Source organism: Streptomyces naganishii JCM 4654 (assembly GCF_014650575.1).
Lineage (GTDB): Bacteria > Actinomycetota > Actinomycetes > Streptomycetales > Streptomycetaceae > Streptomyces > Streptomyces naganishii.
The window spans coordinates 44,898-68,192 of the sequence record NZ_BMVF01000020.1 but is presented as its reverse complement, the minus strand read 5'-3'; the positions used below and the strand labels follow the sequence as shown (position 1 = coordinate 68,192).

The window sequence follows — 23,295 nt, the reverse complement described above, 5'->3', positions numbered from 1 at the left end:
CCTGTGGCAGGGGCGCACGCCGGACGGCGCACAACAGCCGCCTATTCTTCCACGCCCTCGGTCCTGCGCCAAAATCGGCCGTACGGCTCGCCGGCCGGGTCCGGGGACCAGCCCAGGATGGAGAGCATCTCGCGGTCCTTCTTGTCGAAGGCCTTGGGGTCGCAGCGCTCGATCAGGTCGGGCCGCTGGGCCGTGGTGCGCCGCAGGGCCTCGTCGCGGCGCCAGCGGGCGATCCTGCCGTGGTGGCCGCTGAGCAGCACCTCGGGGATGCCCCGGCCGCGCCAGTGGGGCGGCTTGGTGTAGACGGGGCCCTCGAGGAGGTTCGCCATGGCGCCGGGCGCGAAGGAGTCGTCGCGGTGGGACTCGGCGTTGCCGAGGACGCCGGGCAGCAGCCGTGCGACGGCCTCGGTGATCACCAGGACGGCCGCCTCGCCGCCGGCGAGGACGTAGTCGCCGATGGAGACCTCGTACACCGGCACACGGGTGGCGTACTCGTCCATGACGCGGCGGTCGATGCCCTCGTAGCGGGCCGGGGTGAAGATCAGCCAGGGGCGCTCGGAGAGTTCGACGGCGAGTTCCTGGGTGAACGGGCGGCCGCTGGGCGTGGGCACGATCAGCGCGGGCGCGCGGGAGCCGGACTCGTAGCCGTCGGCGAGGACGGAGTCCAGGGCCTCGCCCCAGGGCTCGGTCTTCATGACCATGCCGGGGCCGCCGCCGTAGGGGGTGTCGTCGACGGTGTTGTGGCGGTCGTGGGTCCACGCGCGCAGGTCGTGCACGTGCACGTCCAGGCGGCCACGCGCGCGTGCCTTGCCGACGAGGGAGACGTTCAGCGGTTCGAGGTACTCGGGGAAGATCGTGACGACGTCGAGCCTCATGCGCTGTCGTCCTCCGGCGCGGCGACATCCGCGCTGTCGTCCTTCGGAACGGCAGTCTCCGCGCTGTCGTCCCTCGGCGAGGCGATCTCCGCGCGGTCGTCGATCAGGCCGGGCGGCGGGGTGATGACGGCGCGCTGCTCCTCCAGGTCGATCTCGGTGACGATCTCCTCGACGAAGGGGATCATCACCTCGCTGCCGTCGGGGCGCTCGACGATGAAGAGGTCCTGGGAGGGCAGGTGGGAGATCTCGGTGATCCGGCCGACCTCCGTGCCGTCGGCGGTGACCACGTCCAGGTCGATCAGCTGGTGGTCGTAGTACTCGTCCTCCTCCTCGGGCAGTTCGTCCGGGTCGACCTCGGCGATGAGGAGGGTGTTGCGCAGCGCCTCGGCGGCGGTGCGGTCGCCGACGCCCTCGAAGCGCAGCAGCAGACGGCCGCTGTGCACGCGGCCCGTCTCGATGGTCAGCGGCCCGGCGGAGGCGGGGTCGGTGGCCAGGACGGCGCCGGGGGCGAGCCTGAGTTCCGGCTCGTCGGTACGTACCTCCACGGTGACCTCGCCCTTGATGCCGTGGGCGCGGCCGATCCGTGCGACTACCAGCTGCACGTGTCCAGTTCTCCTGTCATCTCCTGCTGGAACTGCCGGGACCGCCGGGACTGCCGATACAGCCCGGGCCCGCTCGTCCTACCTGGTGCTGATACGACTGCGGGCCGGGGACGGCCCTGTGGCCCTCCCCGGCCCGAGCCGGTTGCGTAAAGCGTCAGCGGACGTGGTCCACGTCGACGAGGTCGACGCGTACACCGCGGCCGCCGATGGCGCCCACGACGGTGCGCAGGGCGCGTGCCGTACGGCCGTTGCGGCCGATGACCTTGCCGAGGTCGTCGGGGTGGACCCGGACCTCGAGCACGCGTCCGCGACGCAGGTTGCGCGAGGCGACCTGCACGTCGTCAGGGTTGTCGACGATGCCCTTCACGAGGTGCTCAAGCGCCTCCTCGAGCATGCTGCTCAGGCCTCGGTCGACTCGGACTCGGCAGCGGCCTCGTCCTTCTTCTCAGCCTTCTTCTTCTGGGTGATCGCCTCACCCTTGCCCTCGTCGTCGCCGCCGAGGGCCTCGAACGACGGACGCGCGGCCTTCTCCTGAGGCTGGAGCAGCGGCGCAGGGGCGGGCTCGCCCTTGAACTTCTGCCAGTCGCCGGTCTTCTTCAGGATGGCGAGCACGGGCTCGGTCGGCTGGGCGCCGACGGAGAGCCAGTACGCCACGCGCTCGGCGTCGACCTCGATGCGCGAGGGGTTCTGCACCGGGTGGTACAGACCGATCTCCTCGATGGCCCGGCCGTCACGGCGGGTGCGGGAGTCGGCGACGACGATGCGGTAGTGAGGCGAACGGATCTTGCCCAGACGCTTCAGCTTGATCTTGACTGCCACGGGAGTGGATTCTCCTGGATTTGACGTGGTTGGGCACGGCGGGAAGGCCGCGTGGGGTTGCGGTACCCGAATGCCCGATGGACGCGTCAGCCGGAGGAGAGAGGGGTCCTGTGCGGCTGTCGAGTACAGCTAGCCATTGTGCCATACCCGGCGGGGCGCTCCCGACGGAGAGTGGGCACCCCGGACGGACACGGGCGGATCCGGTGTTTCCGGGCACGCCTGAGCGGCACCCGGCGCACGCCTGAGCGGCACCCGGCGCACGCCTGAGCGGCACCCGGCGCTCCGGGTGCCGCCGGCGCCGTGAGCCTCGCGGACCGCGGGCCGCGGATGGGGCTGCCACGAGCAGCCTCATCCCTAGCCCGCCGCCGCGCCCACCACCTCCGGGATCCGGAAGGGCTTGCCGCACCCCCCGCACACGATCGGGGCCTGGGCCAGGACCGAGGGGACGACCCGGACGTTGCGGCCGCAGTCGCACACCGCCTTGACCCGCACGCCGCCGCCGGAGGAGCCGTGGCGGGCGGCCGGGCCGCGGAAGGTGCGTCCGGTGTCGGAGGACGTGGCGGCGGTGTGCGCCTTCAGGGCGCGCTGGAGGCGCTCGATCGTCGGGCGGTAGCGCCGCTTGGCCTCGGGGCTGAGCGTGACCAGTGAGAAGCCGCTGCTCGGGTGCGGCTCCTCGGGGTGGTCCAGGCCCAGCTCCTCGGCGATCGCTAGGAACCGGCGGTTGTGGTAGCGGCCGGCGCGGGAGGTGTCGCGCACCCCGCGCGCGGCGGCGATGCCGTGGACTGCCTCGTGAAGCAGTCGCTCGAAGGAGAGTTCGTGCCCGCACGCGGACGACGACTCCCCGATCAGGGACTCAGGCGCGGCAAGGTCCGGCAGCTCGGGGTGGTACCGCTGAATATCGGCCCACGCCTGCGCCAGCTCTGCGGCGAGAACAGGTGGTGTCGTGCTCACGTAATGACAACGAGCCTGGGTGCCGCTGTGTTCCTATTCCGGGCCATCCCAAATAATTTGCACGTACCCGTCAGTTGCCACTGATGCTGCCTGACGAGGGCGGGTGCGCTGATCTGCGGAGAAGTCTCACAGCTCATACCAAGCCGGTGCGTAGCAACGCGTACGCACCGGCGCGTACGCCCCCGACGTGCGCGGGGCGCGCGGGGTCGCGCGATGCGCAAGAGGTGTTTCGGCCGCTTCCCCGCGCGGGGGCGTCGTCCTGGTCTGCGTACGTGACGACCGTGACGTTACCGGGCGCCGGCCGGGCCCCTGCCACCGGGCCGCCGAGCCGGCCGTCCGGCTCACCCACTGTCATCGACGGGCGACGGGTTCCGGCCATCCCGCGCGGGCGGCCCGATCGTTGCGTGCGGTACGGGCCCAGGTTGCCGGGATGTGAAATCTCGCCAGGGGGGCGCACCGGCCGCAAGCCGGGCCCCGAGACCCCTGGACGCGACGGGGAGCGGGGAGTTACCTGGCATACGGAGGGAGTGCGGGCGCACTGCACGGGGGCCACGGAATCCGGCACGGCGGCAACTCTCGGCTGATTGGGGCGCTTATCCATGACACCTACGCTCGTGCGGCAGCACGTAACTCACGCGGGACCGGTGTCCCGGGTGGATCGGCGTGCACGCGCGCGTGACTGGTCCGAGATCCAGGAGCGGATGCTGGTCCCGCTCTACGAGGCCGTCTACGAGCGACTGGAAGTGGGCTCCGGCACGCGGCTGCTGGGGCTCGGCTGCGGCTCCGGGCTGGCCCTGCTCATGGCGGCCTCCAGAGGCGCGGCGGTCACCGGTGTCGACTCCTGCCCCGAGCGGCTCGACCTCGCCCGGCGGCGGCTGCTGCCCCCGGCGTGGGACACGCGCGCGCGTGCGGACGCCCGGCTCGTCGAGGGTCCGCCGTCGGCGGCCGGCGTGGCGCGCGCCGGTGCGGGCGCGGCACCGCGTGCGGATGCCCGTGGGGGCGACCGAGCGGTGCGGGGCGCCGGCGCCCATGCGGACGCGGGTGCGGGCGAGCCCCCGTACACCCTGATCACCGCGTTCGAGCCGATCGGGTGTCTGGCGGGGGACGCCGAGGGGCTGGCCGGGATGCTCGCCGAGGCGACGCCGCTCGCCGAGCGGGGGGCGCCGGTGGTGCTGGCCGGCTGGGGCCCGCCGGAGCGGTGCGCCACGGCCTCCGTGCTGCGGGTGGCGGCCAAGCTCGCCGATCCGCTGCGGGGCGCCGGCTGCCCGCGTCCGGCGCTGCGCGACGACCTGGAGGAGGTGGCCCGGCAGGCGGGCCTGCGGCCGGACGGCTCGGGCCGGGTGGCCTGCCCCTTCGGGTACGCCGGCCTCGACAGCGCGGTGCGCGGGCTGATGTCCACGGGGCTGTTCGACGCGGCGGTCGACGCCACCGACCGCAACCAGGTCGGCAAGGAGCTGGCGGAGGCCCTGCACGCGCACCAGCGGCGCGACGGCACGGTGTGGATGCCGAACGTCTTCCGCTACCTGGTCGCACGCACGCCCTGAGGGGCCCGTTGCGCCCCTAGCCGATCGCGCTCCCGCCCTCGGCGGCGCCCCCCTCGGTGTCCTTCTTCAGGCGGGTGATGCCGGCGACCCGGTAGGCGTCGGCCTCCTCCAGGGTCTCGTTCTCCAGCAGGGCCCGGGCCAGCGCGTCCAGCTGCCCGCGGTGGTCGCGCAGCTTGCGGCACGCCTCCTCGTAGCACTCGTCGACGATGCGCCGCATCTCGGTGTCGATGGAGTCCAGGGTCTGCGGGGCGGCGGAGAGGCCGTAGGCCTGCTGGGCGTCGTTGGGCAGCGCGGACAGGCGGCCCACGTGCTCGCTCATGCCCCAGCGGGCCACCATCCCGCGCGCGATGTTGGTGACCTGTTCGAGGTCGTTCTCGGAGCCGGTCGTGATGACCGCGTACACCACGTGCTCGGCCGCCATGCCGCCCAGCGCGCCGATGATCCGGCCGCGCAGGTACTCCTCGGTGTAGGCGTACTTGTCGGACTCCGGGGTGGACAGGGTGACGCCGAGCGCCCTCCCGCGCGGGACGATGGTGATCTTCCGTACGGGGTCGGCGCCGGGCTGGAGCATGCCGAGCAGGGCGTGGCCGCTCTCGTGGTACGCGGTGCGCCGGCGCTCCTCCTCGGGCATCACCAGGGCGCGTTCGGCGCCCAGCTGGACCTTCTCCAGGGCCTCGGAGAAGTCGGTCTGCGTCACTTCGCGCTGGCGCCGCTTGACGGCGAGGAGGGCGGCCTCGTTGGCGAGGTTGGCCAGTTCCGCGCCGGTCATGCCCGGGGTCGTACGGGCGACCCGGGCGAGGTCGACCCCGGGGGCGAGCGGGATCTCGCGGGTGTGGATGGCGAGGATCGCCTCGCGCCCGCCGCGGTCGGGCGGTGAGACCTGGACCAGCCGGTCGAAGCGGCCCGGGCGGGTCAGGGCCGGGTCGAGGACGTCGGCCCGGTTGGTGGCGGCCAGCACGATCACGCCCTCGGAGCCGGAGAAGCCGTCCATCTCGGTCAGGATCTGGTTCAGGGTCTGCTCGCGCTCGTCGTGGCCGCCCACCGAGGCGCCGGCGCCGCGGGCCCGGCCGATCGTGTCGATCTCGTCGATGAAGACGATCGAGGGCGCCACCTTGCGCGCCTCCGAGAACAGCTCGCGCACCCGGGACGCGCCGACGCCGACGATCATCTCGATGAACTCGGAGGCGGAGGCGGAGAAGAAGGGCACGCCCGCCTCGCCGGCGACGGCGCGGGCGAGCAGGGTCTTGCCGGTGCCCGGCGGCCCGGTGAGCAGGACGCCGCGGGGCATCTTGGCGCCCATGCGCCGGTAGGAGTCGGGGTGCTTGAGGAAGTCGACGACGTCGTCCAGCTCGCCCTTGACCTCGTCGATCCCGGCCACGTCGGCGAAGCTGGTGCGCTGGGTGCCGGGCTGGAGCTCGACCGGCCGGGGCGGCGCCTTGCGGCCGAAGATCCCGCCGGGTCCGCCGAGGCCGGAGCCGATGCGCCGCGCGAAGAAGACCCACAGCGCGGCGAGGACCACGATCGGCGCGAGCGAGAGCAGCAGGTTGGACAGGAAGCCGCGCTGCTGCACGACCGGCTGCGCGGTCACCGTGACGCCGTGCCCGGTCAGGCTCTGCCACAGCTTGTCGTCGGCGAAGGCGGGGCGCTGCGTCCTGAACTTGGTGTAGGTGCCGCCGCCACCGGGCCGGTCCCGGGCGCTCTTGAGCTGGCCCTGGATCGCGTCGCCCTTGGAGTAGATCTTGGAGACGTTGCCGGTGTCGACCTGCCTGCTGAACTCGGTGTAGGAGATGGTCGGCTCGTTGCCCGAGTTGTAGTAGGTCAGTCCGCCGTAGGCCAGCAGGAAGACGACCACCGCGGTGACGAGCAGCCCCCACCACCGGCCGCGCGGCACTTTGCCGCCGGTCCGCCGCGGCGGCCCGTCCGGCGTGCCCTCGGTGCGCCACGGCTGGTCAGGGGCCTTGCGTGGTGGCGCGGCATTGCTCATATCTGGACGTTACGGCACTCGGCGTGCCCCGGCACGCGCTGAGGGCGCCCCCGCGCGTGACGGGGGGCGCCCTCATTTGCGTACGACCGGACTCGCGGGATTCCGTGCCACCGGACTCGCCGGATTCCCTACGCCGGACTCGCGGGCCTCGTGGGCCTCAGCCCATGAACTTCTTGAACTCGTCCGGCAGCTCGAAGTCCTGGCCGCCCTGCTGAGGCAGCCCGAAGGCGCCGCCGGCCTGGGCCGCGGCCGCGCGGCGGGCGGCCTCCTCCTGCTCCTGCTGCTTGCGCTTCATCGGGTTGCCGGAGCGCTGCTTGCCCTTGGCCTTCTTGGGCTGCTTCTTGGAGCGGCCGGGGCCGCCGCCCATGCCCGGGATCCCCGGCATGCCGGGCATGCCGCCGCCCTGGGCCATCCGCGACATCATCTTGCGGGCCTCGAAGAACCGCTCGACGAGGTTCTTCACCGCGCTGACCTCGACGCCGGAGCCCTTGGCGATACGGGCGCGGCGGGAGCCGTTGATGATCGTGGGGTCCTGGCGCTCGCCGGGGGTCATCGACTTGATGATCGCGGCGGTGCGGTCGACGTCGCGCTCGTCGAGGTTGTTGATCTGGTCCTTGATCTGGCCCATGCCCGGGAGCATGCCGAGCAGCTTGGAGATGGAGCCCATCTTCCTGACCTGCTCCATCTGGGCCAGGAAGTCGTCCAGGGTGAAGTCCTGGCCCTTCTTGGACGCCAGCTTGGAGGCCATCTTCTCGGCCTCTTCCTGGCTGAACGTCTTCTCCGCCTGCTCGATCAGGGTGAGCAGGTCACCCATGTCGAGGATGCGGGAGGCCATCCGGTCCGGGTGGAAGGCGTCGAAGTCGTCGAGCTTCTCGCCGGCGGAGGCGAACATGATCGGCTTGCCGGTGATCTGCCGGATCGACAGGGCCGCGCCGCCGCGGGCATCGCCGTCGAGCTTGGAGAGCACCACGCCGTCGAAGCCGACGCCGTCGCGGAAGGCCTCCGCGGTGTTGACGGCGTCCTGGCCGATCATCGCGTCGACGACGAACAGGATCTCGTCCGGGGAGACCGCGTCCCGGATGTCCGCGGCCTGCCGCATCATCTCCTGGTCGATGCCCAGGCGGCCGGCGGTGTCGACGATGACGATGTCGTGGACCTTGGTCCGCGCGAAGTCGATGGAGTCCCTGGCGACCTTGACCGGGTCGCCCACGCCGTTGCCCGGCTCGGGCGCGTAGACCGCGACGCCGGCGCGCTCGGCGACGACGCTGAGCTGGTTCACGGCGTTGGGGCGCTGGAGGTCGCAGGCGACCAGGAGCGGGGAGTGGCCCTGCTCGCTGAGCCACTTGCCGAGCTTGCCCGCCAAGGTGGTCTTGCCGGCGCCCTGGAGACCGGCCAGCATGATCACGGTCGGCGGCTGCTTGGCGAACCGCAGGCGGCGGGTCTCGCCGCCGAGGATGGTGACCAGCTCGTCGTTGACGATCTTGAGGACCTGCTGGGCGGGGTTGAGCGCGCGGGAGACCTCGGCGCCGAGCGCCCGCTCCTTGACGTTCTTGATGAAGCCGCGGACGACGGGCAGGGCGACGTCGGCCTCGAGGAGCGCGATGCGGATCTCGCGCGCCGTGGCGTCGATGTCCGCCTCGGACAACCGCCCCTTGCCGCGCAGGCTCTTGAAAGTCGCTGAGAGGCGATCGGAGAGAGTATCGAACACGGCGGCGTCGGTCCTCGGTGTCGGGGATGGCTTGCGGAATCGCCCTCCAGGGTATCCCGGCCGGACAGGAGCGGGTCACGGTCGTGCCCTCAACGGCCTCACGTCCGTGCCCGCAGCGTGTCCTCCAGCCGCCGGGCCACGGTCGCCGCCTCCTCGGGGGGCAGGGGGGCGCCCGCCGGGCCGGTGACGTAGAAGGCGTCGACCGCGTTGGCGCCGAGGGTGCTGACGTGGGCGCTGCGCACCCGTACCTTGGCGTCCTCCAGGGCCTGTCCGATGCGGAACAGCAGTCCGGGCGCGTCCTGGGCGCGGACCTCGATCACGGTGGCGTGCCGGGAGGCGGCCGGGGCCACCGTGACGCGCGGCGGGGGCGCCACCACGCCGCGGCGGCGGGGATAGGCGGCGTCCCGCTCGGCGAGACGGGAGGCGACGTCCAGGGAGCCGTCCAGGGCGCGCACGAGGTCGGCGCGCAGCCGGGCGGCCTGCGGCAGGGACCCGTACTCGGCGGCGACCCGCCAGTTCAGCAGCAGTACGGAGCCCTCGTCGACGCCGGCGGGCAGTTCCAGGGCGCGCAGTTCGGCGGTGCGCACGGTCAGGCGGTGCACGGCGAGGACTCCGGCCACGCAGGGCAGTACGCCGGGCTGGTCGGGGACGGCGACGACCAGTTCGACGCCGAGCGGCTCGGGCTCCGCGGTGCCGCTCCCGCCCTCCCCGTCCGGTTCGGGCCGGGCGGGTGGCTCGGTCTGGGGGCGCAGCGACAGTACGGGCCCGCCGGTGCGGAACGCCTCGACGGCGAGCCGTTCGTGTTCGGCGCCGGGAGCGCCGGGCTCGGGCTCGTCCGGGTGGTCGCCCGCGAGGGCCGCGGACACCCTGCGCACCAGGTCGGCGACGAGTGAGCCGCGCCAGGTGGACCAGGCGGCGGGGCCGGTGGCGAGCGCGTCGGCCTCGGTGAGGGCGTGCAGCAGTTCGAGGGTGCTGTGGGTGCCGACCACGCGGGCGACCGAGTGGACGGTGGCCGGGTCCTCCAGGTCGCGGCGGGTGGCGGTCTCGACGAGGAGCAGGTGGTGGCGTACGAGGGTGGCGAGGACGTGGGTGTCGGCGCGGTCGAAGCCGATGCGGGCGGCCACGTCCCTGGCGATGATCTCGCCGGCCACGGAGTGGTCGCCGGGCCAGCCCTTGCCGATGTCGTGCAGCAGGGCCGCGACCAGGAGGAGGTCGGGGCGGCTGACGCGGCGGGTGAAGGCGGAGGCGCGGACGGCCGTCTCGATGAGGTGGCGGTCGACCGTCCAGACGTGCACGGCGTTGCGCTGCGGGCGGCAGCGGACCCGTTCCCAGTCGGGCAGCAGGCCGCTGACCAGGCCTTCCGCTTCCAGGGCCTCCCAGACCTCGACGGTGGGGCGGCCGGAGCCGAGCAGAGTGACGAGCTGTTCGCGCGCCTCGGCGGGCCAGGGCGTGGCCAGGGGGCGCACGGTGGCCGCCATGCGCCGTACGGCGTGCAGGGAGAGCGGGAGTCCGGCCTGCGCGGCGGCGGCCGCGGCGCGCAGGGGTAGTACGGGGTCGCGTTCGGGGCGCGCGGTGCGGGCGAGCACCACCTCGCCGTCCTGTTCGACCACGCCCTCGGCGAGCGGTGACCGCTCCGGGGCCGGTCTCCCGCCGCCCAGCATGGCGCGCAGCCTGGGCCGCACGGCGCGCGCCCTGAGCACGCGCCCCACTTCGCGCCAGGTGACGTCGCCGGCGTAGGAGATGACCCGGGCGGACTCGTAGACCTGGCGCAGCAGGGTGTCGGCGTCCAGGAGGCCGAGTTCGGCGGCGACCTGGTCCTGCTCCTGGAGGGAGAGCCGGTCGGTGGCCCGGCCGGTGGTCAGGTGCAGGGCGTCGCGTACGTCGAGGAGCCGGCGGCGGGCGTCGGCGAGGCCCTCGCGGGGGGCGTCGGCGAGCCAGGACGCGGCGACGGCGCGCAGGGCGGTGGCGTCGCGCAGTCCGCCGCGGGCCTCCTTCAGGTCGGGTTCCAGCAGGTACTGGAGCTCGCCCTGGCGTTCGGCGCGTTCGGCGCACAGCTCGCGCAGTTCGGGCAGGCGCCTGGGCGCCTGGTTGCGCCAGTCGGCGAGCACGGCGGTGCGCAGCGCGGCGGTGAGTGCGGAGTCGCCGGCGAGGTGCCGGGCGTCGAGGAGGCCGAGCTGGGCCTTGAGGTCGTCGGCGGCGGTCCTGCGGGCCTCGGCGGGGGTGCGCACGGAGTGGTCGAGGGCGAGGCCGAGGTCCCACACGGGGTACCAGAGGCGGTCGGCGAGGGCGGCGACGGCGCCGGGGTCGCCGCCCTCGTGGAGCAGGAGCAGGTCGAGGTCGCTGCGCGGGGAGAGCTCGCCGCGCCCGTAGCCGCCGACGGCGACCAGGGAGATTCCGCGCGGACCGCCGGCCGCGGCGGCAGCGGCGTCGAACAGGCCGGTGAGCCAGTCGTCGGTGAGCGAGGCGAGGGCGGCGCGGCGCGGCGGCCCGGACCGCGTCCCCTCGGTGAGCAGGCGCAGCCGGGCCGCCGCGTAGCCGCCGGGTCCCGAGTCCTCCGCTTCCTTGTGCACGTCCGTGCCCGTCACCCGGCGACTCCCGTCCTCGTGCCTGTCAGAGCGCGTCCGGACCGCGCTCGCCGGTCCGCACCCGCACCGCCGTCCCGACCGGCAGGGACCAGACCTTGCCGTCGCCGATCTTGCCGGTGCGGGCCGCCTTGACGATCACCTCGATCAGCTGCTCGGCGTCGTCGTCCTCGGCCAGTACCTCGATACGGATCTTGGGTACCAGATCGACCGTGTACTCGGCGCCCCGGTAGACCTCGGTGTGTCCCCGCTGACGGCCGTAGCCGCTGGCCTCGGTGACGGTCAGGCCGTGGACTCCGAAGGCCTGGAGGGCCTCCTTGATCTCGTCGAGGCGGTGGGGCTTGACGACGGCGGTGATGAGCTTCATGCGTCCACCTTCTTGCTCTGCGTGGCGGCCAGGGCGGAGGCGGCGAGGGAGCCGATGACTCCGCCGCCCGCGCCGCTGAAGTCGTACGCGGTCTCGGCGTGCTCGGCCTGGTCGATGCCGGAGATCTCCTCGTCCTCGGTGACGCGCATCCCGATCGTGCGGTCCAGCAGGAAGGCGAGGACCGCGGAGACGACCAGGGAGTAGGCGAGGACGGCGAAGACGCCGGCGCACTGCTTCCAGAACTGGTCCAGGCCGCCGCCGTAGAAGAGGCCCTTGACGTCGGACTGGCCCTTGCCGCTGGCGAAGAAGCCGATCAGCAGGGAGCCGAGGACACCGCCGACCATGTGGACGCCGACCACGTCGAGGGAGTCGTCGAAGCCGAAGCGGTACTTCAGGCCGACCGCCATGGCGCACAGGACACCGGCGATGGCGCCGACCGCGATGGCGCCGAGCGGGGAGACCGCGCCGCCGGAGGGGGTGATGGCGACCAGTCCGGCGACCGCGCCGGAGGCCGCGCCCAGCGTGGTGAACGCGCCGTGGCGGATCTTCTCGTAGGCGAGCCAGGCGAGCATGGCGGCGCCGGTGGCGACCTGGGTGTTGACGAACATCAGCGGGCCGACGCCGTCGTCGTTGCCGAGCCAGGAGCCGGCGTTGAAGCCGAACCAGCCGAACCACAGCAGGCCCGCGCCGAGCATGACCAGCGGGAGGCTGTGCGGGCGCATGGGGTCCTTCTTGAAGCCGACGCGCCTGCCGATGACGAGGATGACACCGAGAGCCGCCGCACCGGCGTTGATGTGGACCGCGGTGCCGCCGGCGAAGTCGATCACCCCGAGCTTGAAGGCCCAGCCGCCGGCGCCCCAGACCCAGTGGGCGACCGGGAAGTACACGATCGTGACCCACAGCACCAGGAACAGCGACCAGGCGCTGAACTTCACGCGGTCGGCGAGCGCGCCGCTGATCAGGGCGGGGGTGATGATCGCGAACATCAGCTGGAAGACGGCGAAGACGAAGACCGGGATGGTGTATCCGGGCCAGAGTTCCGTCTTGCCGATCCCGCTGAAGCCGACGTAGTCGGAGGTCCAGCCGATGATCGAGCCCTTGTCCGAGCCGAAGGCCATCGAGAAGCCGTACAGCACCCACAGGATGGTGACGATCCCGAGGCTGATGAAGCTCATCATCAGCATGTTCAGCGTGCTCTTGACGCGGACCATGCCTCCGTAGAAGAAGGCCAGGCCCGGGGTCATGAGCATCACCAGGGCGGAACAGATGAGCATGAAGCCTGTGTTGGCGGACGACAGCCTGGGTGCGTCCGCCGCAAGCATGATGGCTGGTGCCATCGGCGTCTCCTCGTCGGTTGGTACGGCCCCGTGCGGGCGAAGCCTGAGCGGTCCGGCGGGTGAGGGCTGGGCCGGTTATGCGCCACGAGACTGGCGCAGCGCGGTTTCGGTGGAAGCCCCTCGTTGTTTCGCCGGGGTGACGAAGGCGCCGAGCGTGTTACGCGTGGATGAACTGGGCGCGGGAACGAGGCCGGCCGCGGGCGGCCTTCCGATGACCTGGCATGGGGGAGCCGAGTCGGGCAGTTCGGGAAGGCCGGCCGCGGCCGGGGTTCAGGGAGCCGCGCGCCGGGCGCGGACTGTGGGAGGTCGTGCCTGCTGTCGGTGTCAGACCGCCTCGGCGGTCTCGGGGAGTTCGGCGGCGAGCTGTTCGGTGAGGTCGGCGACCTCGCCGAGGTCGCCGAAGTCGCGTACGGCGCTGTCGACGGTCTTTCGGATACGGGTGTTCACGCGCTCGGAGCGGACCTTCTTGGCCACCTGCATGGCACGCGCGGCGTACCGCGTGCTCTGGCCGGGCTCGCGCTGGAGGAGGTGGACGGTGGCCATGCCGATGAGGTTGAGCGCGTACGACCGCTGGTGCTCCTGGTCCTCGGCGAACAGCCGGACGGCCTTCTCCATCAGCGGTTCGGCGAGCGAGGCGTAGGCGGGGCTGCGGCCGGCGACGTAGGCGAGGTCGCGGAAGGAGTGGCTGTTCTCGCCGTACAGCTCGGCCTCGGAGAAGAAGCGGATCCAGTCGGGGTCGGGCTCGTCCCAGTCGTCGGCGTCGGCGAAGGTGTCCTCGGCCATGCGGACCGCGCGCTTGCACTTGCCGGGCTGGCCCATGTTGGCGTAGGCGCGGGCCTCCATCGCATACAGCATGGACTGGGTGCGCGGGCCGGCGCAGTCGCGGCTGCCGTACTGGGCGAGGTGGATGAGCTCCAGGGCGTCCTCGGGGCGGCCGAGGTGGATCATCTGGCGGCTCATGCTGGACAGCACGTAGGAGCCGAGGGGCTTGTCGCCGGCCTCCTTGGCCGCGTGCAGGGCGAGGACGAAGTACTTCTGGGCGGTGGGCTGGAGCCCGACGTCGTAGCTCATCCAGCCGGCCAGTTCGGCCAGTTCGGCGGCGACCTTGAACAGGCGGCGGGCGGTGGGGGCCGGCTGGGCCTCCTGGAGCAGATCCGTGACCTCGTGGAGCTGGCCGACGACCGCCTTGCGGCGCAGGCCGCCCCCGCACTGGGCGTCCCACTTGCGGAACATGCGGGTGGTGGTCTCCAGCAGCTCCAGCTCGGGCGGGGAGAGCCGGCCCGGGCGGCGGGTGGCCGCGGCCGGCTCGGGCTCCGGGAGCGGGGCGGGGGGCGCGGGCACCAGCCAGCGCTGGAGCGGCTCGATGAGGGACGGGCCCGCGGACAGCACCAGCGAGGTCCCGAGGAAACCGCGCCGCGCCAGCATGAGGTCGCTGCGCGAGAACTCGCTGAGCAGGGCCACCGTCTGCGGGGCCGTCCAGGGCAGGTCGACGCCGGTGGTGGAGGGCGTCGGGCGGGCCGTGCGCAGCCCCAGGTCCTCGACGGAGACGACACAGCCGAAGCGCTCGGAGAACAGCTCCGACAGGATCCTGGGGATCGGCTCGCGCGGGTTCTCCCCGTCCAGCCAGCGGCGCACGCGTGAGGTGTCCGTGGAGATGTGGTTGGCACCGAGCTGGCGGGCGCGGCGGTTGACCTGGCGGGCGAGCTCGCCCTTGGACCAGCCGCTGCGCACGAACCACGACGCGAGCAGTTCGTTCGGGCGCTTGTCCGCGCCGCCCGCGCTCGTCGCGCTCGTCCCGCCACCGCCGTTGCCGCTCACTGGAACGCCCCCATTCCTGAGACCACTTGTCGCTGAGTGCGCCAAGCCCTATCAGCATGCCGGTCAACAGGCCTTCCGTCCGCCGCTTCTCACCCGTCGAACGGAAAGGCGACTTGCCCCCGGCATACCCACGAGCGCATGTGCCCCCAGGACTCGCACACTGACAGTAATCCTACGATCACCCGTCCAGCCATGGGGATCCCTGAAACGCCACCATTCGCCACCCCATCGAATGAACTCTCGGTGGCGTTGGCGCGATTCACTTGACATAGGACAACCGCGAGCGGGCGGAGCGGTGTACGCGACGGCGCGCACCGTCGAGCGCACCACCCGGGGCGCTTCCGGGCGCCGCCTGGATCGGGCGGAGCCGGGGAGGGAGTGGGAACGGAGAGTCACGAGTCGGATCCGCCTCGTAACCATCGGGGCGGCGGACCCGTTGGAGGGGGCATGGGCTTCACGATCGGCGGTATGCGCGAGATCCGCTCCGGCACGCGGCGGCGCGGCCGGTCGTACCGCGCGTCGGAGTGCACGGCGGTGGCCGAGTACACCGGGCTGTGGGGCTGGGACGTGCTGCGGGGCGCGCGGGCCGTCGGCGGCGCCTGCTCCTGCGGCCGCGCCGACTGCCCCGCGCCGGGCGCCCACCCCCTGGACTTCGCGCCCGTCATCCCGGCCGGCGCCACGCTCGACGAGGTGACCCGGGCGTGGACCGAGCTGCCGGGGGCCGCGGTGATGCTGGCCGTGGGGCGCGCCTTCGACGTCATCGAGGTCGCCGAGGCGGCCGGGCGGCGCGCGCTGGCCCGGCTGGAGCGGATGGGCCTCCCTCTCGGCCCCGTGACCGCCACCCCGGACGGCCGCGCCCACTTCTTCGTCGCCCCCGGCGCGGCCGACACGCTGCCCGCCCTGCTCTACCGCATGGGCTGGGACGACCCCGGCTCCCTGGACCTGCGCGGCCTCGGCCCCGGCACCGCGATCACGGCCCCGCCCTCCGACCGCGCCGGCCTCGGCCCGGTCCGCTGGCTCCGCCCCCCGGCCCTGGACCCCACCCGCCCCCCGGAGGCCCGCCTCCTCCTGGGCACCCTGGCTTACGTGGCCCACCGCTCACGGGCGTAGGCAGCACGGGCAGGCACGGGCGGCACGCGAGGGCCCACGGGGCCGGACGCGGGGCCCCCGCGGGGCCGGTCGCGAGTCCTACGGGGGCGGCCGGGCGCGGGCAGCGCGTCCTGAACGCGGGCAGCACAGGCCGGACGCCAGGTCCCACACGGCTGGACGCGGGCAGCACGCTCTGAACGCGGGCAGCACAGGCCCGGACAGAGGTCCCACAAGCCCGGACGCGGGGTCCCACAGGGGCGGCCGGGCGCGGGCCCGAGCAGCGCGCGCCCCCGGCAAGCGCGATGCGCGGCCTCGGCCGGACACCCCCGGACCCGATCCGGAGGCGGGTCCTCCTCAAGCGACGGGCACCGGCGGCACGTACCGGCGTGGCGACGACCGAGCAGCGCCGAGCCATCGGCCGAGCACGCCCGGGCGCGGGCGCCACGAGATCGGCACCGCGCGCGGGCGCCAGGCACGAGTGCGGCGTCGGCCGGGCCGGGTCCGGACCCGGCCCGGAGGTGGGACCTCCCCGAGCGACGGACGTCGGCGCCACGAACACGACCACGCCTTCCGACCGGGTCCGGCCGCGCGGCCCAGGACCGGTCCGCCTCGGAAGGCCGCCCCCTTCGCCGCACCCTCGCCTGCGCACCCCCCGCTCCCGCGCGTAGCCACGCCCCGGCGGCCGAGTACCGCGCGGGCCGAGCACCGCGCGGCCCAAGCACCGCGCCCCGGCAGGCGCGAGCGCGCCCCCGGTCGGTCGGGCTCCAGCCGGGAGGGCGCACACGGATGCGCCGGTCCCGCACCGCTCGCCGGTGCGGGCGCGAGCGGCGTCACTGCCCGGCGTAGGGCCCCGTCCCCCGGCACAACGCCGGAGCCCCGCCCCCACTGGATCAGGGGGCGGGGCTCCGGTGTGGCGTGCGGCCGGCGGTCAGTCGCCGATGAGGGCGTCGACGAAGGCTCCCGGTTCGAAGGGGGCCAGGTCGTCCGCGCCCTCGCCGAGGCCGACCAGCTTGACCGGTACGCCCAGCTCGCGCTGGACCGCGACGACGATGCCGCCCTTGGCGGTGCCGTCCAGCTTGGTCAGCACGATGCCGCTGATGTCGACGACCTCGGCGAACACGCGGGCCTGGACCAGGCCGTTCTGCCCGGTGGTGGCGTCGAGCACGAGCAGCACCTCGTCGAGCGGGGCGTGCTTCTCGACGACGCGCTTGACCTTGCCGAGCTCGTCCATGAGGCCGGTCTTGGTGTGCAGCCGGCCGGCGGTGTCGATGAGCACCACGTCGGCGCCCATCTCCTTGCCCTCCTTCACCGCGTCGAAGGCGACGGAGGCGGGGTCGCCGCCCTCCGGCCCGCGCACGGTGTAGGCGCCGACCCGCTCGCCCCAGGTCTGCAGCTGGTCGGCGGCGGCGGCGCGGAAGGTGTCGGCGGCGCCGAGGACCACGCTGCGGCCGTCGGCCACCAGGACCCGGGCCAGCTTGCCGGTGGTGGTGGTCTTGCCGGTGCCGTTGACGCCGACGACCATGACGATGCCCGGTTTGCTGGTCTCCGGCTCGGTCCTGACCTTGCGGTCGAGGTCGGGGCCGACCAGCGTCAGGAGCTCCTCGCGCAGCAGGCCGCGCAGTTCCTCGGGGGTACGGGTGCCGAGCACGCGGACGCGTTCGCGCAGCCGCTCGACCAGTTCCTGGGTGGGCTGCACGCCGACGTCGGCGGTCAGCAGGATGTCCTCGATCTCCTCCCACGTGTCCTCGTCGAGGTGCTCGCGGGAGAGCAGGGTGAGCAGGCCCTTGCCCAGCGCGTTCTGCGAACGCGACAGGCGGGCGCGCAGCCGGACCAGCCGGCCCTCGGTGGGCTCGGGCACCTCGATCGCGGGCGCCGGGAGCTCCTCGGCGACGGGCGGCTCCTCCACCACGACGGGGGATGAGCCGTCGGGCAGGTCCACCTCCTCGATCGTCCGCCGCGACTCCTCCCGCGGCGTCTCGGCCTCCTCGCCGACGTGCGGCTCGGCCGGGGGGGCGGTGATGTCGGGCGCGGACGGTGGCGGCGGGGGCAGCGGCTTCCTGCGCCGGCTGCCGACGACGAGCCCGCCGAGTGCGCCGAGCACGACCACGGCGATGACTACAGCAAGGATGATGGTTTCCATAACGCGTCCAGTATCGGCCATGGGTTGTGGCGTGGACCCGCTCGCGTCGCGCGGCTAGAGACAAACGCCACATTCGGGCGTTAGTGGGATCAAAGTACGATGGTCGGAGTTCCAGCCACTTCCCCCCACGAACGAGGCACGGACCTTCTTCATGCGCAAGACCGCCGAGACCGAAGGCGCCCTGGAGACCCGCGGCATCGAGCAGGTGCCCGACCACGAGCGCACCGCCCGGACCCGCGAGCTCTTCCCCACCTGGGTCGGCGCCAACATCAGCGTGCTGCTGCTGACGATGGGCGCGAGCCTCGTCGTGGCGTACCACCTCGACCTGTGGCAGGCCCTGATCGTCGCGATCGCGGCGCCCGTCGTGTCGTACGGCCTGGTCGGGCTGATCGGGATCGCCGGCAAGCGCGGCGGCGCCCCGGGCATGGCGCTGTCCCGCGCGGTCTTCGGGCAGCGCGGCAACCTGCTGCCCGGCTCGCTGATCTGGGTCGCCCGCTGGGGCTGGGAGACGATCAACGCGGTGACCGGCGCCTACGCGGTGCTCACCATCCTGAAGGTGCTGTTCGGGGTGCGGGCGGGCGCCGTGCTGGACATGGTGATGCTGCTGGCGTTCGTGGCGGCGACCTTCGCGATCTCCGGGCTCGGCATCAACGCCGTGCAGGAGTGCAACAAGTACGCGACCTTCCTCTTCGGCGCCTTCTCGGTGCTGGTGCTGGGCTACCTGGTCGTGGACACCGACTGGTCCAAGGTGTTCGACCGTCCCGCGGGCACCACGGCCGCGGTGATCACCGGCATCGGCATGATCGCGGCGGGCGGCGTCAGCTGGATCCCGTCGGCGCCCGACTTCACCCGCTACCTGCCGCGTACGGCCTCCTCGAAGGCGATCGTCGGCACGTCCGTCGGCGGCGCCGGCATCGTGGTGCTGCCGATGGTGCTGATGGGCGCGGTGATGGCGGTCGCCACGCCGGACCTCGCCTCCGCCTCCGACCCGGTGTCCTTCCTCGGCGAGATCCTGCCGACCTGGATCGCGGTGCCGTACCTGCTGATCGCCCTGATCGGCATGCTGCTGATCAACGCCATGTCGATGTACTCGGCCGGCTTCACCGCGCAAACCCTGGGCTTCAAGGTGCCGCGCCACTGGGCGGTGTCGGTCAACGCCGTGATCTCGCTGGCCTTCGGCGGTGTGCTGATGCTGGCGGCGACCAGCTTCATGGGCTCGTTCATCGCCTTCCTGTCGCTGCTGGCCGTCGCTTTCTCGGCCTGGGTCGGCGTCTTCGGCGCGGACATGCTGCGGCGCCGGGAGTACGACGGCGCCGCCATGGCCGACACCTCGCGCACCAGCGCCTACTGGTACCGGGGCGGCTTCTCCCCCGCCGCGGTGGCCTCCTGGGCGATCGGCCTCGGCTCGGGCCTGATGTTCACCACGTCCGACTGGTTCACCGGCCCGCTGGCCCGGGGCAACGTCATCGGCGAGTACGGGCTCGGCTGGGTGGCCACCGTGGTGATCTCCGGACTGCTCTACGTGGTGCTGCCCAAGCCGCCGGTGGCGACGCCGGCCCCCGCCCAGGACCCGGCCGGCGCACTGCCCGGACAGCGGAACGCCGCGCCCGAGAGCCTGGCCGTCTGACGCACCGTCAGCTAACGTCCCCCTGCACACCCGCCCGGTGAAGGGGGACGCAGCCATGCCCGTCACGGTCGTCCGTTTCAACCTCGTCGAACCCGGCGCCACCCCGGCCTCGCTGGGCGACCGCTACCGGGCGGCCCTGGAGATGGCCCGCTACGCCGACGACCGCGGCATCACCACCGTGCAGACCGAGGAGCACCACGGCGTGGCCGACGGCTGGCTGCCGTCGCCGTTCGCCTTCGCGGGGGCCGTCCTCGGCGCCACGCGGCACCTCGCGGTCACGGTGTCGGCGGCGATCGGCCCGCTGTACGACCCGCTGCGGCTGGCCGAGGACATCGCCGTACTGGACCTGCTCGGCGGCGGCCGCCTGGTGACCGTGGCCGGGATCGGCTACCGGCCCGAGGAGTACGCCCACTTCGACGTGGAGTGGAAGCGGCGGGGCGCCCTCCAGGACGAGCTGCTGGAGACCCTGCTGAAGGCGTGGACGGGCGAGCCGTTCACGTTCCGGGGCCGTACGGTACGGGTCACCCCGCGCCCGTACTCCCGGCCCCACCCGCTGCTGCTGGTCGGCGGCTCCTCCCGGGCGGCCGCCCGCCGGGCCGCCCGGCTGGGGCTGCCGTTCTTCCCGAGCGCCCACCTGCCCCGGCTGCAGGCGTACTACGAGGAGCGGCTGGCGGAGTACGGCACCGAGGGCTGGACCCTGGTGCCCGCGGCCGAGACCCCGATGCTGCACGTCGCGGAGGACCCCGACCGCGTCTGGGCGCTCCACGGCGAGCACCTGCTGCACGAGGCGCGGACCTACGCCTCCTGGCAGACCGGGGGCATCCGCTCGGCGGTGCGGTCGGCGGCGCACGACGCGGCCGCGCTGCGCGACGAGGGCGTGTACCGCGTCGTCACACCGGACCAGTGCGTGGCGCTGGACCTGGACCACCTGGTGCTGCACCCGCTGGCCGGCGGGATGCCCGTGGAGGAGGGCTGGCGCAGCCTGCACCTGTTCTGCGGACGCGTACTGCCCCGGCTCACGTGAGCCGGGGCAGTACGCGCCTTGCGGGGTTCGAGGAGAGAGACAGCGGGGACTTGGACCCTCTCCTCGGCTCCGGGGGCTTCCGCTTCCCGCGGGTCAGCCCATCTCCTCCAGCGCCTTGCCCTTGGTCTCCCGGACGAACTTCAGGACGAACGGGATGGAGAGCGCGGCGAAGAACGTGTAGATCACGTAGGTGGCGGACAGGTTCCAGTCGGCCAGCGACGGGAAGCTCGCGGTGATCGCCCAGTTGGCGATCCACTGCGCGGCGGCGGCCACGCCCAGGGCGGCGGCGCGGATCTTGTTCGGGAACATCTCGCCGAGCAGGACCCACACGACCACGCCCCAGGACAGGGCGAAGAAGAGGACGAAGAGGTGGGCGGCGATCAGGGCGACCCAGCCCTGCGTGGCGGGCAGCTTGCCGCCGACCAGGTCGTAGGAGAAGGCCCAGGCCTCGAGGGCGAGGCCGACGGCCATGCCGACCGAGCCGATCAGCGCGAGCGGCTTGCGGCCGATGCGGTCGACGAAGATCATCGCGATCACGGTGCCGACGATGTTGATGATCGACGTGGTGAACGAGTAGAGGAACGAGGCCGTCGGGTCGACGCCGACCGACTGCCACAGCGTCGCGGAGTAGTAGAACGCCACGTTGATGCCGACGAACTGCTGGAAGACCGACAGGCCGATGCCGATCCAGACGATCCGCTTGAAGAAGAAGCTGCCGCCGAGCAGGTCGCGGAAGCTGGACTTCTCCTCGCGCTTCATCGCGTGCTCGATCTCGGCGACGCGGGCGTCGAGGTCGGCGTCCTTGTCCTCGACCTCGGCGAGGACCTCGCGGGCGCGGTCGCGACGGCCCACGGAGAGCAGGAAGCGGGGGGACTCGGGGATGGCGAAGGAGAGCAGGCCGTAGAGGACGGCCGGGATCACCATGACGCCGAGCATGACCTGCCAGGCCTCAAGGCCCATCAGCTGTCCGCGCTGATTGCCGCCGGCGGCGTTGAGCAGACCGTAGTTGACCAGCTGCGAGATGGCGATGCCGACGACGATCGCGGCCTGCTGGAAGGAGCCGAGCCGGCCGCGGTAGGCGGGCGGGGCCACCTCGGCGATGTAGGCGGGGCCGATGACCGAGGCCATGCCGATGGCGAAGCCGCCGACGATGCGCCAGAAGGCGAGGTCCCAGAGCGCGAAGGGCAGCGCCGAGCCGACGGCGCTGATGGTGAACAGCACGGCGGCGATCTGCATGCACCGGATGCGGCCGATGCGGTCGGCTATGCGGCCGGCGGTCGCGGCGCCGATGGCGCAGCCGATCAGGGCGATGGCGATGACCTGGGCCAGCGTGGCGGGGCCGATGTCGTAACGGCTGCGGATGGCCTCGACGGCGCCGTTGATCACGGAGCTGTCGTAGCCGAAGAGGAAGCCGCCCATGGCGGCCGCCGCGGCGATGAAGATGACGTGCCCGAGATGATCGGGGTGAGTGGCGGCTCCCGGCCTGGGTGCCTGCGCTGTGCTGGTCACGTGTTCTCCTCGGGCACCCGGCAGCGCTGCCGGGTTGGGGGTCAGCCCTTCCAGGTCGTGGGACCTGAAGGTAAAAGCAACGTTGCAGAGACTATGCCTTCAAGTTTCGAAGTCAATAGCCTCCTTGCTGTGAGCTTTGACCTCAGACGTGGAGGGATTGTGTTCAAGTGTTGTAGTCAATCACTGCACACCCTTCGACTACCCCGAAGCCGCGCGAACACGCGGGCGATGGGAGAACGGGCGGCGGACCGCACGGCGAGGAGGCCGAGGACGGAAAATCGCTGTCCGATCGCCGGAACGCGGTGATAGAGATCCGGGGTGACGACGACACTCGGGTTCCCCGCTCTGCTGCGACTGATCGACGAACGGTCGGCTGCCTTCCGCGCCGCGGTCGCCTCCGCGCCCAGCCTCGACGCGCAGGTGCCGACCTGCCCCGAGTGGACGCTGTTCGATCTGGCGCGGCACATCGGCGAGGGGCGCCGGGACTGGGCCGTGACCGTCGCCGCGGGGCCCGCCGCGGCCAAGTCCGCGGCACAGGGCGCCCCGGCCGCGCCCCGGGAGCGCGAGGCCCTGCTGGCCTGGCTGGCGGAGTCCACGCGGCAACTGGTGGACGCGTTGCGCAAGGCCGGCCCGGATCGCGGCTGCTGGACGTGGTGGGGGACGTCGCAGTCGCCGCAGACCTCCGGTGCCGTGGCCCGGCACCAGCTCCAGCAGCTGGCGGTGCACACGTACGACGCCCAGATCACCGTAGGCGCCCCGCAGCCGCTGCCGGAGGAGGTGGCGCTCGACGGTGTGGAGGAGTTCCTGTTCACCTGCGTCGCGACGACGAGTGCCTGGCCGCACGAGCCCGCTGCCATCGACTTCCACGCCGTCGAGGGCCGCTCCTGGCGCCTGACGCTCTCCGCCGACGGCGCACGGACAGCCCGCCTCCCCGGGCCCGGCACCGCACCGGCCACCGCCGCCGGCCAGGACCCGGACGCGGCCGCCGCCTACGCCTCCGCTCGGGGCACGGCCGGCGAACTGGTCCTCATCCTGTACGACCGCATCCCGTTCGACTCCCTGAGGCTCGACGGCGACCGGCGTCTCTTCGACCGGCTCAGCGCCTGGGACCCGGACGAGTAGGAGGTGACAGTCCCGGCGGACGCCGGTGCCGGGACTCCACCGGCAGGCCCGGCCAGCACCTCCAGGGTCTTTCGTCTGGATCAGGCCGGATCAGGGAGCGGGGTCTGGTGCCGTGCATCGCAAGGCGGAGGAGGGCGTCATGGCGGAGCCATGGCAACCGACGACAACGCCGCGAGGCGCGGTGCCAGGGCCCGCGA

At 72.8% G+C, this 23,295-nt stretch carries 18 protein-coding genes; 5 read left to right on the top strand and 13 right to left on the bottom strand.

Annotated elements, in window-relative coordinates; translation table 11 throughout:
• Positions 1-41: 41 nt before the first annotated feature.
• The 5 genes from trmD to IE217_RS28615 form a co-directional block, all read right to left on the bottom strand.
• Positions 42-875: a tRNA (guanosine(37)-N1)-methyltransferase TrmD gene (gene trmD / locus IE217_RS28635; RefSeq protein ID WP_190180851.1), complete on the bottom strand. Its 834-nt coding sequence runs from the start codon at positions 873-875 to the stop codon at positions 42-44.
• Positions 872-1,477 (bottom strand): ribosome maturation factor RimM, encoded by a 606-nt coding sequence (gene rimM / locus IE217_RS28630; protein ID WP_190180850.1) that lies wholly within the window; start codon positions 1,475-1,477, stop codon positions 872-874. Before rimM ends, trmD begins: the two co-directional genes overlap by 4 nt.
• A gap of 154 nt (positions 1,478-1,631) precedes the next feature.
• Positions 1,632-1,871 carry an RNA-binding protein gene (locus IE217_RS28625; protein ID WP_003973401.1) on the bottom strand — a complete coding sequence of 80 codons (240 nt, stop codon included), beginning with the start codon at positions 1,869-1,871 and terminating at the stop codon, positions 1,632-1,634.
• A gap of 5 nt (positions 1,872-1,876) precedes the next feature.
• A complete protein-coding gene (gene rpsP / locus IE217_RS28620; protein WP_190180849.1) occupies positions 1,877-2,296 on the bottom strand; it encodes a 30S ribosomal protein S16 in 420 nt (139 codons plus the stop codon).
• A gap of 354 nt (positions 2,297-2,650) precedes the next feature.
• A complete protein-coding gene (locus IE217_RS28615) occupies positions 2,651-3,247 on the bottom strand; it encodes a hypothetical protein (protein ID WP_189709053.1) in 597 nt (198 codons plus the stop codon).
• A 599-nt stretch (positions 3,248-3,846) separates the two neighbouring features.
• On the opposite strand from IE217_RS28615, the gene IE217_RS28610 reads away from it, so the two are divergent.
• The gene (locus IE217_RS28610; protein WP_190180848.1) at positions 3,847-4,791 is read left to right on the top strand and encodes a methyltransferase domain-containing protein; all 945 of its coding nucleotides are present in this window, start codon (positions 3,847-3,849) and stop codon (positions 4,789-4,791) included.
• A 16-nt stretch (positions 4,792-4,807) separates the two neighbouring features.
• On the opposite strand, the gene ftsH is transcribed toward IE217_RS28610, so the two are convergent.
• From ftsH to nsdA, 6 genes are all read right to left on the bottom strand, one after another.
• Complete coding sequence (gene ftsH / locus IE217_RS28605) at positions 4,808-6,775, bottom strand: ATP-dependent zinc metalloprotease FtsH (RefSeq protein ID WP_190180847.1); 1,968 nt, start codon at positions 6,773-6,775, stop codon at positions 4,808-4,810.
• A 157-nt stretch (positions 6,776-6,932) separates the two neighbouring features.
• Positions 6,933-8,483 carry a signal recognition particle protein gene (gene ffh, locus IE217_RS28600; protein WP_190180846.1) on the bottom strand — a complete coding sequence of 517 codons (1,551 nt, stop codon included), beginning with the start codon at positions 8,481-8,483 and terminating at the stop codon, positions 6,933-6,935.
• 98 nt (positions 8,484-8,581) lie between these two features.
• Positions 8,582-11,068, bottom strand: a complete 2,487-nt coding sequence (locus IE217_RS28595) for a [protein-PII] uridylyltransferase (protein ID WP_190180845.1) — start codon at positions 11,066-11,068, stop codon at positions 8,582-8,584.
• A 25-nt stretch (positions 11,069-11,093) separates the two neighbouring features.
• Positions 11,094-11,432 carry a P-II family nitrogen regulator gene (locus tag IE217_RS28590; RefSeq protein ID WP_190180844.1) on the bottom strand — a complete coding sequence of 113 codons (339 nt, stop codon included), beginning with the start codon at positions 11,430-11,432 and terminating at the stop codon, positions 11,094-11,096.
• Complete coding sequence (locus tag IE217_RS28585; RefSeq protein WP_190180843.1) at positions 11,429-12,769, bottom strand: ammonium transporter; 1,341 nt, start codon at positions 12,767-12,769, stop codon at positions 11,429-11,431. Before IE217_RS28585 ends, IE217_RS28590 begins: the two co-directional genes overlap by 4 nt.
• Before the next feature lie 324 nt (positions 12,770-13,093).
• Positions 13,094-14,587, bottom strand: a complete 1,494-nt coding sequence (gene nsdA, locus IE217_RS28580) for a transcriptional repressor NsdA (RefSeq protein ID WP_190180842.1) — start codon at positions 14,585-14,587, stop codon at positions 13,094-13,096.
• Between the two features lie 447 nt (positions 14,588-15,034).
• Here nsdA and IE217_RS28575 point away from each other — a divergent pair, with 447 nt between their 5' ends.
• Positions 15,035-15,697: a bifunctional DNA primase/polymerase gene (locus IE217_RS28575; RefSeq protein ID WP_190180841.1), complete on the top strand. Its 663-nt coding sequence runs from the start codon at positions 15,035-15,037 to the stop codon at positions 15,695-15,697.
• Between the two features lie 907 nt (positions 15,698-16,604).
• Here the strand turns inward: IE217_RS28575 and ftsY are convergent.
• Positions 16,605-17,816, bottom strand: coding sequence for a signal recognition particle-docking protein FtsY (gene ftsY, locus IE217_RS28570; RefSeq protein ID WP_190180840.1), 1,212 nt, complete (start codon positions 17,814-17,816; stop codon positions 16,605-16,607).
• A 151-nt stretch (positions 17,817-17,967) separates the two neighbouring features.
• Here ftsY and IE217_RS28565 point away from each other — a divergent pair, with 151 nt between their 5' ends.
• Together IE217_RS28565 and IE217_RS28560 are read left to right on the top strand one after the other, a co-directional pair.
• A complete protein-coding gene (locus tag IE217_RS28565; RefSeq protein ID WP_190180839.1) occupies positions 17,968-19,443 on the top strand; it encodes a cytosine permease in 1,476 nt (491 codons plus the stop codon).
• Between the two features lie 55 nt (positions 19,444-19,498).
• Positions 19,499-20,467, top strand: a complete 969-nt coding sequence (locus tag IE217_RS28560) for an LLM class flavin-dependent oxidoreductase (RefSeq protein WP_190180838.1) — start codon at positions 19,499-19,501, stop codon at positions 20,465-20,467.
• Between the two features lie 93 nt (positions 20,468-20,560).
• Here the strand turns inward: IE217_RS28560 and IE217_RS28555 are convergent, their stop codons facing one another.
• Complete coding sequence (locus tag IE217_RS28555) at positions 20,561-21,976, bottom strand: sugar porter family MFS transporter (protein ID WP_190180837.1); 1,416 nt, start codon at positions 21,974-21,976, stop codon at positions 20,561-20,563.
• 318 nt (positions 21,977-22,294) lie between these two features.
• Between IE217_RS28555 and IE217_RS28550 the strand changes: the two genes are divergently transcribed.
• Positions 22,295-23,098 carry a maleylpyruvate isomerase N-terminal domain-containing protein gene (locus IE217_RS28550; protein WP_190180836.1) on the top strand — a complete coding sequence of 268 codons (804 nt, stop codon included), beginning with the start codon at positions 22,295-22,297 and terminating at the stop codon, positions 23,096-23,098.
• The last annotated feature ends 197 nt before the right edge of the window (positions 23,099-23,295 follow it).

Bases quoted from the DNA above. Each gene is read 5' to 3' on its own strand.
- IE217_RS28610 (WP_190180848.1), top strand. From the start codon at position 3,847: ATGACACCTACGCTCGTGCGGCAGCACGTAACTCACGCGGGACCGGTG.
- IE217_RS28585 (WP_190180843.1), bottom strand. From the start codon at position 12,769: ATGGCACCAGCCATCATGCTTGCGGCGGACGCACCCAGGCTGTCGTCC.
- IE217_RS28560 (WP_190180838.1), top strand. From the start codon at position 19,499: ATGCCCGTCACGGTCGTCCGTTTCAACCTCGTCGAACCCGGCGCCACC.
- IE217_RS28565 (WP_190180839.1), top strand. From the start codon at position 17,968: ATGCGCAAGACCGCCGAGACCGAAGGCGCCCTGGAGACCCGCGGCATC.
- trmD (WP_190180851.1), bottom strand. From the start codon at position 875: ATGAGGCTCGACGTCGTCACGATCTTCCCCGAGTACCTCGAACCGCTG.
- IE217_RS28590 (WP_190180844.1), bottom strand. From the start codon at position 11,432: ATGAAGCTCATCACCGCCGTCGTCAAGCCCCACCGCCTCGACGAGATC.
- ftsY (WP_190180840.1), bottom strand. From the start codon at position 17,816: ATGGAAACCATCATCCTTGCTGTAGTCATCGCCGTGGTCGTGCTCGGC.
- IE217_RS28625 (WP_003973401.1), bottom strand. From the start codon at position 1,871: ATGCTCGAGGAGGCGCTTGAGCACCTCGTGAAGGGCATCGTCGACAAC.
- ftsH (WP_190180847.1), bottom strand. From the start codon at position 6,775: ATGAGCAATGCCGCGCCACCACGCAAGGCCCCTGACCAGCCGTGGCGC.
- IE217_RS28575 (WP_190180841.1), top strand. From the start codon at position 15,035: ATGGGCTTCACGATCGGCGGTATGCGCGAGATCCGCTCCGGCACGCGG.